The organism is uncultured Aurantimicrobium sp., assembly GCF_936931525.1.
In the GTDB taxonomy this organism is placed as follows: domain Bacteria; phylum Actinomycetota; class Actinomycetes; order Actinomycetales; family Microbacteriaceae; genus Aurantimicrobium.
Genome location: NZ_CAKZII010000133.1, coordinates 25,073 through 33,143, shown reverse-complemented (window position 1 = coordinate 33,143; position 8,071 = coordinate 25,073). Strand labels below are relative to the sequence as shown.

Annotated in this window: 11 protein-coding genes; 7 read left to right on the top strand and 4 right to left on the bottom strand. The window is 54.6% G+C overall.

The annotated features are described in order from the left end of the window. Nucleotides 1-337 precede the first annotated feature (337 nt). A complete protein-coding gene (locus Q0362_RS06480) occupies nucleotides 338-625 on the bottom strand; it encodes a hypothetical protein (RefSeq protein ID WP_298121477.1) in 288 nt (95 codons plus the stop codon). Between the two features lie 74 nt (nucleotides 626-699). On the opposite strand from Q0362_RS06480, the gene Q0362_RS06475 reads away from it, so the two are divergent. The 3 genes from Q0362_RS06475 to Q0362_RS06465 all read left to right on the top strand — a co-directional run bounded on the left by Q0362_RS06475 (nucleotide 700) and on the right by Q0362_RS06465 (nucleotide 1,807). After that, entirely contained in the window at nucleotides 700-975 is a 276-nt protein-coding gene (locus Q0362_RS06475) for a hypothetical protein (protein WP_298121473.1), read from the top strand. Nucleotides 976-1,134: 159 nt separating this feature from the next. Beyond that, nucleotides 1,135-1,521 carry a hypothetical protein gene (locus tag Q0362_RS06470; protein ID WP_298121470.1) on the top strand — a complete coding sequence of 129 codons (387 nt, stop codon included), beginning with the start codon at nucleotides 1,135-1,137 and terminating at the stop codon, nucleotides 1,519-1,521. Nucleotides 1,522-1,531: 10 nt separating this feature from the next. Next, the gene (locus Q0362_RS06465; protein ID WP_280794444.1) at nucleotides 1,532-1,807 is read left to right on the top strand and encodes a hypothetical protein; all 276 of its coding nucleotides are present in this window, start codon (nucleotides 1,532-1,534) and stop codon (nucleotides 1,805-1,807) included. Nucleotides 1,808-1,811: 4 nt separating this feature from the next. Here the strand turns inward: Q0362_RS06465 and Q0362_RS06460 are convergent, their stop codons facing one another. Both Q0362_RS06460 and Q0362_RS06455 read right to left on the bottom strand, forming a co-directional pair. Then, nucleotides 1,812-2,201 (bottom strand): hypothetical protein, encoded by a 390-nt coding sequence (locus Q0362_RS06460; protein ID WP_298121465.1) that lies wholly within the window; start codon nucleotides 2,199-2,201, stop codon nucleotides 1,812-1,814. Between the two features lie 67 nt (nucleotides 2,202-2,268). Continuing rightward, nucleotides 2,269-3,063 carry a Bax inhibitor-1/YccA family protein gene (locus Q0362_RS06455; RefSeq protein WP_298121461.1) on the bottom strand — a complete coding sequence of 265 codons (795 nt, stop codon included), beginning with the start codon at nucleotides 3,061-3,063 and terminating at the stop codon, nucleotides 2,269-2,271. 169 nt (nucleotides 3,064-3,232) lie between these two features. On the opposite strand from Q0362_RS06455, the gene Q0362_RS06450 reads away from it, so the two are divergent. The 4 genes from Q0362_RS06450 to Q0362_RS06435 are packed head-to-tail and all read left to right on the top strand — an operon-like array spanning nucleotide 3,233 to nucleotide 7,245. Beyond that, nucleotides 3,233-3,565 carry a type II toxin-antitoxin system RelE/ParE family toxin gene (locus Q0362_RS06450; RefSeq protein ID WP_298121457.1) on the top strand — a complete coding sequence of 111 codons (333 nt, stop codon included), beginning with the start codon at nucleotides 3,233-3,235 and terminating at the stop codon, nucleotides 3,563-3,565. 4 nt (nucleotides 3,566-3,569) lie between these two features. Next, a complete protein-coding gene (locus Q0362_RS06445; protein ID WP_298121452.1) occupies nucleotides 3,570-3,902 on the top strand; it encodes a helix-turn-helix domain-containing protein in 333 nt (110 codons plus the stop codon). Between the two features lie 4 nt (nucleotides 3,903-3,906). Continuing rightward, a complete protein-coding gene (locus Q0362_RS06440; RefSeq protein ID WP_298121449.1) occupies nucleotides 3,907-4,905 on the top strand; it encodes a glycerophosphodiester phosphodiesterase family protein in 999 nt (332 codons plus the stop codon). 12 nt (nucleotides 4,906-4,917) lie between these two features. Then, nucleotides 4,918-7,245 carry an ATP-dependent helicase gene (locus tag Q0362_RS06435; RefSeq protein WP_298121446.1) on the top strand — a complete coding sequence of 776 codons (2,328 nt, stop codon included), beginning with the start codon at nucleotides 4,918-4,920 and terminating at the stop codon, nucleotides 7,243-7,245. Here the strand turns inward: Q0362_RS06435 and Q0362_RS06430 are convergent. Next, nucleotides 7,242-7,964, bottom strand: a complete 723-nt coding sequence (locus Q0362_RS06430) for a VIT family protein (protein WP_280794436.1) — start codon at nucleotides 7,962-7,964, stop codon at nucleotides 7,242-7,244. The genes Q0362_RS06435 and Q0362_RS06430 overlap by 4 nt on opposite strands. Nucleotides 7,965-8,071: the final 107 nt, after the last annotated feature.

The following is an 8,071-nucleotide window of genomic DNA, read 5'->3' as shown; positions in this document are numbered from 1 at the left end:
GGCAGCGCGATGGCCGCGACCTGGCCGTGCGGCCAGTCCGGCGGCGGCGGCACGTCGTAAACCACCGCCAGCGCCGCCCCACACGCCGGCTCCACCAGCACCCGGTGGTCCTCCAGGAACTGCTCGCAGGCCCGCCGCGCGCGCGCGGCCGCCACCCGCCGGCGGCGCCACCGGTGACGCCGCCGCCAACGAGCACGACGGCTGCGATAAAGAGGCCGTATACCTCGGCGCGCGATGCGCGCCCTCCAGTTACTGAACGGAAGCGTGCTGTGGTTCGTTGTGTTTTCTTGACTGATGTATTCATGGTGTTTTCTTTCCCCTCAATGAATGTGTGAAGTTAGTACTCTTCTTCGTGGTTCCACTCAGCATCTGGATCAAACCCTGACCCGTATTGGGTCTCGGGATAACCCGTCATAGGGGAGTAGCCATGGGGGCCGTTGTAGTAGTCCCCGTTATTCATGCCATCGATCTCATCTGAGTTATTGGCAGAGGTGGTGCTTGTGCTTCGTGTGACTGGTGGCGTTGATCCTGAGAGAGCTTTACCTATGGCAAAGATGAAGGCAAAGAAGCCCCAGATGATCAGCACTATTCCCCCGAATAGCAGTAGTCCAAAGAAAATATCCATTGTTGTTCCCTCCAGTTGTGACTGTAAGAGGGGGTACGGACATTCCTTCCACAATCTCAGGAACGGAAGATAAAATGAATGACATGATCGACCCCATGCTTGCTGCACGAGGAATTCTTACTCTCATCAGCCAAACAGTTGACGGGGAAGACTTGACTCTTGCTCATGAATCACTCGATTATGGCTATCCTCGGAGCGCGGTTTATTACGGTGTTGCAGCAGCACGCCAGGCAGAGGCCCCCATTGCAGAGAACATTCGCCAACTCATCATTCATGAATTCGCTTGGCCAGAAGCAGAACTCAAAGATGTCATGGACCTACTCGAACACATCCCGCTCCAAGCGGCATAAGTGAATCTAATTTGTGGGTGGAGCTGACGCTCCACCCACATCTACTTAACCCGTGATGTTGGCTGCGCCAGCTCCTCCACAGGAGGAGCTGCGAGGTCCGTGCGCACAGTAATGAGTTAGCCGGGTTTTTGCTCGCTGAGCTTTTCTACTCTGTGGCGCATGGCCTTCGAATCCTTTGCGCATGTTCCGGTTACTGAGGAACTCCTTCGGCACGTGTGGGAAGGAGAGAAAGACTCCATCAAGGGCGGCCATCGTCACGGGCTTAGACGCGAAGGAAAGACCGAATTTCCTGCAGATTGGGATCTCGCGATGGTGGATGCCTCTATTCGTGCAGTCCTGAGTCTTCCGGAGAGCATCCGGGTCAGAGGGCCGGAGCTCATCTGTTTCCGTCAAGTTGGAGAAGTTCTGATGAAAGTGATTCTTCGCAGTAATTCGGCGGGGCTGTTCATCTTTACTGCGTATCCGGTTTCAGGACACGGTGTGATTATCAACCAGAAAGGGAAGGCAATTCCTTGTCCACTCGATTTATCTGTTTTGGAGTTTTAGTATGAGATTTATGGACAATAGTGAATTCGTGGCCCGGGCGCTTAGAGATTACCTGCGCCCATTGGTGGGCGAAGCAGAGGTCACGCACATTGATAGTGATATCAATGCAGGTGAACCGGATGCAGGAATCTTCACTGGAATCAGCATTGCTCAGCACTTTGGAATTGCACTTCCACCGATTTTTCGCGAAAAGATTGTCGAACTGGGAAAGTTGCCCCTGAATTGGGACGTCATGCTTCTCGAAGACTTTGATGCCTTGCCAGCCTTTTGGCAGCAGGCTTCATAACCCTTTAGTTCAGTGCCACCAGCAATGTGCAGATGGTGCTGATCAGCAAGACAGGAACCCAGGTGTTCCTTTCCTTCTTGCTGCGTGAGATGGAGTTCATGATGAGCCCTGCCACGGTGAAGCCAAACCAAATCCAGTTGACCACGGTGTTCCAGCTGGGGTCCAACAATGTGGGAAGCACCCCGGCCTGAGCAAGGTAGTGACCTGCTTGGGCAAGCATGATGACGGCAGATACTGCTGCACCCACTCGAAGCTGCGTGGGGAGGGCGCCCTTCTTCTGGCCACCCATTGTGTATTCACCCCAGGGTGCTCCAGCAACGAGTGCTATCTGGAATGCGAACACTCCTAGAGAGATAACAACCACGATCAGTGACGCAACGGTAACTAGGTTCATGTTCTTAGTTTAGAAAGCAGAACACCCTCACCAATAGGTGAGGGTGTTCTTGTGTTTGTTGTGGCTGTTAGTCGCGGGCAATCGCGAGGAACTGCAGGATCTGCATGTAGAGCCAGACCACGGTGACCATGATGCTGAAGGCACCGGTCCATGCGAACTTCGCGGGAGCCTTGTTCTGCACACCGCGCTGAACCATGTCGAAGTCCAGGACGAGTGAGTAGGCAGCCAAGAGGATAACCAGAGGGCCAATGATCAGACCCAGGGGGATACCGAAGATCTCAACGCTGTTGAGGCCGAAGGTGCCACTGGTGGCACCGAAGGCCTGCATCAGCATGCTGACGACGGAGAAGACCAGGTACGCAATGATCGCGATGAAGAAGATCTTGGTGGCACGAGCCGAAGCGCGGATCTTGCCGTTGGCAAAGAGGGCGAGGGTGACACCGACGACCACGATGGTGGCAATGACAGCCTGAGCAACAATGCCGCTCCACTGAGCGTCGAAGACGAGGGAGATACCACCGAGGAGAACACCCTCAAGTGCTGCATAGGCAAGGATCAGTGCGGGCACTGGCTCCTTCTTGAAGATGTTGACCATGGCCAGAACGAATGCACCAATACCGGCAACGGTGATCATTCCCATGCCGAGGGCGGGGTTCATGCTGGTGATGACCCATCCGGCGACAGCGCCGACGATGAGGACCAAGAAGGAGATGAAGGACTTCGCAATGGTGTCTTCGTAGGTCATGGCGCGCTCGGGAGCGCGGTTGGCCGACGGTGCGTCATAGAGAGCCTGGAGCTCTGCAGCAGTCGCGTTAGGCGAGAAGGCCTTGTTGCCGGTGAAGGCGGGGTTGTTAACAGCCATGATGGTTGTCAGTTCCTTTCAGGAAGTTGTGCGCTTTCTGGGCGCAACAACAACGATACCGAGTGCTACCCCTGTGTTTCTTGAGAATTCGCTGTGTTTTATCGCAAGCAGCTCATATCTATCAGAATTCTCTCTACAAGATATTCTGTCAATGTGATATTCTGTCGAAGTGATATGGAAACTGCGGCTTTCGTCAGAACTCAAAAACTGGGTTCAAGGTTTATCCAAAGAGGGACAAGCAGAGGCCATCATCGCTTTTGATCGGTTGAGAGCACAAGGAAATACGCTCAGAATGCCGCACTCCAGGCCATTGTCTGGGGGCTTATTTGAACTTCGATTCAGTTGTGAAAATAAGGCAACCCGAGTCACTTATATCTATGACGTTGAGAAGCAGATCATCACGCTGACTCATTTTGTGAAGCAAAAGAACAACGAGCAAAAAGAAGTCATCCGGGCAAGAAGAGCACAGAAGCTCTATCGCCTGGAACAGGAAGGGGAGTAGGAACATGGTCGAGACATTTGACTATGAAGAGGTCAAGAATGAACTCTTTGCAGAAATGGATCCTGTTGAACAGGCGCGATACCAGCGTGCATATAAAGAAGCGGAACTCCGGACGAGCATTGCTGAGATGGTTTACGAAGGACGTGTTCGTGCTGGCTTGAGCCAGACAAAACTCGCAGAACTCGCTGGAACACGTCAGTCCGTAATCTCTTCACTGGAAAACGGAGCCCAGATTCCTCAAATCACTACTTTGATGAGAATTGCAGAGGCCTTGAATAGCCCCCTAGAAATTCACATCGGTCAGATGACAGTTACGCACTCACCACTGGCATCATAGAAACATGACCGCTCGCCCTCTCGTCATCGCCCACCGAGGCGCCAGTGGCTATCACCCCGAGCACACCCTCGGCGCCTATGAATTGGCTATTCAGCTGGGTTCTGACGCTATTGAGCCGGACCTCGTTGTCTCCAAAGATGGTGTCTTGATTATTCGCCACGAGAACGAAATCTCTGGCACCACGAACGTGGCAGAAAAGCCAGAGTTTGCGGACCGCATGACCACCAAAGTGGTGGACGGGGAAGAGCTCACCGGGTGGTTCACAGAAGACTTCACCTGGGCAGAGCTCTCGACACTGATGTGTCGTGAACGATTGCCGGAACTGCGTCCGGCAAATCGTGAACACGACGACAAGCACGGCATCTTGCGCTTCATTGATTTGCTCGAGATCGCAGATGAAGCTCCAGGTGGTTTAAGCCTGGTGGTGGAGTTGAAACACCCCACGTACTTTGCCGGGCTGGGTTACAGCTTTGAAGCATTACTGACCCAGGATCTGTTCTTAGCTGGTTGGCGCACGGATGATCCTCGCCTGATCATTGAGAGCTTTGAGAAGAGCATCATGGTGCGCTTGCGTGAACTGGGCATAGGTTCGCAGCACTTCTACATCATGGACAATCTCCACACGGCTTTTGATGAGCTGGTCTGGGCACGTTCTGAAGGTGTGCCTTCTATTAGCAATAACGATGAACTCTCTGATGCGGGCTTGGAAGCATTCGCTGGCCGCCTTGATGGCTTGGCCCTTGCTTCTTCGCTGCTCTTTGATGGCACCGAAGAAGAACTGAAGAATGGCCAAGCCATTGTTCAGAAGGCTCATGAGTTGGGGTTGAAGATCTTCACGTGGACTCTGCGCCCCGAGAATGAGTTCTTGCCACCCATGTTTAGAACGGCAGAAGGTCCTGGTTCCCGAGGGAACTGGCAGGACTTCTACGAGATGATCTGGAAGCTGGGTGTGGACGGCGCCTTCGCCGACCACCCCGACTTGGCTGTCCGTACTCGCCCGTAGACTTGACGGGCTATGAGTGAGCTTTCTTCTGCCGATCCATTACTGGATGGCCTGAACCCCCAACAGCTAGAAGCTGTGCAATACCGGGGCCCTGCATTGCTCATTGTGGCTGGTGCTGGCTCGGGTAAAACGAGCGTGCTCACCCGCCGTATTGCTTCTCTGATTCGTAACCGCGAAGCATGGCCCAGCCAGATCTTGGCCATCACCTTTACGAATAAGGCAGCAGCTGAAATGCGCGAACGCGCAGAGAAGATGCTGGGCATCGCCACCGAGGGAATGTGGATCTCCACATTCCACTCTTCTTGCGTGCGCATTCTCCGCCGAGAGGCAGAGAACTTTGGTTTCACCAAAGCGTTCACCATCTATGACTCTCACGACTCTCGCACCTTGATCAAGCGATTGATCAAGGAATACGAAGCAGACACCTATGGGCTCTCTGTCTCGGGTGTTGCGGGCAAGATTTCTCGTTTGAAGAACGAGCTCTCTGACGTGGACAGCTATTCTCGCAATGCCAACCTCAATGACCCCACCGAGGTGAAGTTCCTTGAGGTCTTCCGCGGGTATACCCGTGCGTTGCAGGCAGCGAACGCTTTCGACTTCGATGACTTGATTGCGCAGACCGTGTTCTTGTTCCGTGCGTTCCCGCACGTGGCAGACCACTACCGCAAGCAGTTCCGTCACGTCCTGGTCGATGAGTACCAGGACACGAACCACGCTCAGTATGCGCTCATCCACGAGCTGACCAGAGAGACCGCCGATGGCATGCCTGGCGGATCACTGACCGTGGTCGGTGACTCCGACCAGTCCATCTATGCCTTCCGCGGCGCAGACATGCGCAACATTGCGGAGTTCGAGCGTGACTTCAAGGGTGCTCACGTGGTGATGCTGGAGCAGAACTACCGCTCCACCCAGACCATTCTTTCTGCCGCTAACTCGGTGATCTCGAACAACTTTGACCGCAAGGACAAGAAGCTCTGGAGTGATGTGGGAGACGGTGAGCTCATTGTGGGCTTCACCGGTTACTCCGCACACGATGAAGCCCAGTTCGTCGTGGATGAGATCAGTACTCTTCACGGCAACGGTATGGGTTACAACGAGATGGCGGTGTTCTATCGCACCAACTCTCAGACCCGTGCGTTGGAAGAAATCTTTATCCGCTCTGCGGTGCCCTACCGAATCTTGGGCGGCACCAAGTTCTATGAGCGTGCGGAAATCAAGGACATCCTGGGTTACCTGGTCACCATTGCCAACCCTGCTGATTCTCTCGCTGTGCGCAGAATCTTGAACGTTCCCAAGCGCGGTATTGGCCCTGCAACCGAAACAGGTCTGCAGAACTATGCCGACACCAACCAGATCACGCTGCGCGAAGCACTGCGCTCTGCGGACTCTCTTGGATTAGGCCCCAAAGTTTCTGGTGCGATCGCCAAGCTGTCAGGCCTCATTGATGAGGCCACAGCATTGGCGGAGTCTGGTCCAGTCGGTGATGTGCTGACTCGCATCTTGGAAGAGACCGGGTATGTGGATCTGCTGCGTGCAACACGAGACCCTCAAGATGAAGCTCGTGCCGAGAACGTGGAAGAACTCTTGGCGGTGACCAAGGAATTCGACAAGAACAACCCTGGTGGCACACTCATTGACTTCCTCACTGAGGTTTCTCTGGTCGCTGCTGCCGACGAACTCGATGACGCCAGTGGAACGGTCTCCCTGATGACCCTCCACACCGCCAAGGGCTTGGAATACAACGCAGTGTTTATTACCGGCGTGGAGGAAGAACTTCTCCCTCACCGAATGTCCGCTGGTGAACCTGGTGGACCTGCCGAAGAGCGCCGTCTGTTCTATGTGGGTATTACCCGTGCTCGCAAGCGCTTGTTCCTTTCTTTAGCGATGAGCCGTGCCCAGTTTGGTCAGACCAACGTGGCAATGCCTTCTCGCTATCTGCAAGAGATTCCCTCTGAACTCATTGAATGGCGCCAGTCACCTGGCTCCGTCAATGGCCGTGACGGTTATCAGTCACGCGCATTGAATGCGCGTGGTTCTCGCTATGACGGTGGCTTTGGCTCAAGTGAACTTGGTGGCTGGGGTTCAACCGAGGGTGGTTGGAACTCTCTCGAGGCATCTCCCAAGCCGAAGACCGAATGGGCTAACCGCGTCACGAACAAGATTCGTGACAACGGTGACTTAGAGCTGGTTGCCGGCGACCGTATTTCTCACGCCGACTTTGGTGAGGGAACCGTGAACCAAGTCACTGGTGAAGGCGCGAAGCGCGTTGCCCACGTGAAGTTTGATTCTGCAGGAGCTAAGAAGCTCCTGATCAAGATCGCTCCGATTGAGAAGCTCTAGATACCTGCGTTGCCACCCAGCAGCGAACCAATGAAGTAGGTCACAGCGAGAGCAGCTGCGCCACCAATGGTCACGCGCAGGATTGCGCGGGGGACTGGTGCCCCACCAATGAATGCGCCCACGCCGCCGGTGAGGGCTAAAGCAATCAGTGAAGCAGCAACAGTTGCTGGAATCTTTGCAGCGCCGGGAACCAGCAGAACTGCGAGCAAAGGCAGGATGGCACCAGCAAAGAAGGAGATCGCCGACGAGATGGCAGCTGCCATCGGGTTGGTGAGTTCTTCCTGGTTGATACCAAGCTCAATGTCGAGGTGGGTCTTGAGGGCGTCCACCTCGGTCATTTCAACCGCAACCTGGCGTGCTGTTGCCGGCTTGAGGCCCTGTGCTTCATAGAGCGCAACGAGTTCTTCGAGTTCTTCTTCAGGGAATTCTTCGAGTTCGCGACGTTCCTTGTTGATCCACGCCTTCTCGGAGTCGCGCTGGCTGGAAACGGAGACATATTCACCCAGAGCCATCGAGATGGCACCTGCGGACAGACCGGCGACGCCGGTCAGCAGCAGGGCTGCTGGGTCTTGTGTTGCTGCGGCAACACCGACCATCAGGGCGGCGATGGAGACAATGCCGTCGTTGGCGCCGAGAACACCGGCACGGAGCCAGTTCAACTTGCTGTTGGAAGCGGCGTCGTGGGGTTCAAAACCTTGTGCGTGGACTGTTTCAGGCATAGCTCTACTTTCGCAGTTAAGTGGTGTCCACGCCACTTTGGTTAGCCATGCCTAATAGGAGGTGTAATCCGCGAAAAAAACCGGTAAAGTCGAACCAGTCAATTTAT

Coding starts and splice junctions, on each gene's coding strand:
- Q0362_RS06445 (WP_298121452.1), top strand. CDS start 3,570: ATGGTCGAGACATTTGACTATGAAGAGGTCAAGAATGAACTCTTTGCA.
- Q0362_RS06470 (WP_298121470.1), top strand. CDS start 1,135: ATGGCCTTCGAATCCTTTGCGCATGTTCCGGTTACTGAGGAACTCCTT.
- Q0362_RS06430 (WP_280794436.1), bottom strand. CDS start 7,964: ATGCCTGAAACAGTCCACGCACAAGGTTTTGAACCCCACGACGCCGCT.
- Q0362_RS06465 (WP_280794444.1), top strand. CDS start 1,532: ATGGACAATAGTGAATTCGTGGCCCGGGCGCTTAGAGATTACCTGCGC.
- Q0362_RS06460 (WP_298121465.1), bottom strand. CDS start 2,201: ATGAACCTAGTTACCGTTGCGTCACTGATCGTGGTTGTTATCTCTCTA.
- Q0362_RS06455 (WP_298121461.1), bottom strand. CDS start 3,063: ATGGCTGTTAACAACCCCGCCTTCACCGGCAACAAGGCCTTCTCGCCT.
- Q0362_RS06440 (WP_298121449.1), top strand. CDS start 3,907: ATGACCGCTCGCCCTCTCGTCATCGCCCACCGAGGCGCCAGTGGCTAT.
- Q0362_RS06475 (WP_298121473.1), top strand. CDS start 700: ATGAATGACATGATCGACCCCATGCTTGCTGCACGAGGAATTCTTACT.
- Q0362_RS06480 (WP_298121477.1), bottom strand. CDS start 625: ATGGATATTTTCTTTGGACTACTGCTATTCGGGGGAATAGTGCTGATC.
- Q0362_RS06435 (WP_298121446.1), top strand. CDS start 4,918: ATGAGTGAGCTTTCTTCTGCCGATCCATTACTGGATGGCCTGAACCCC.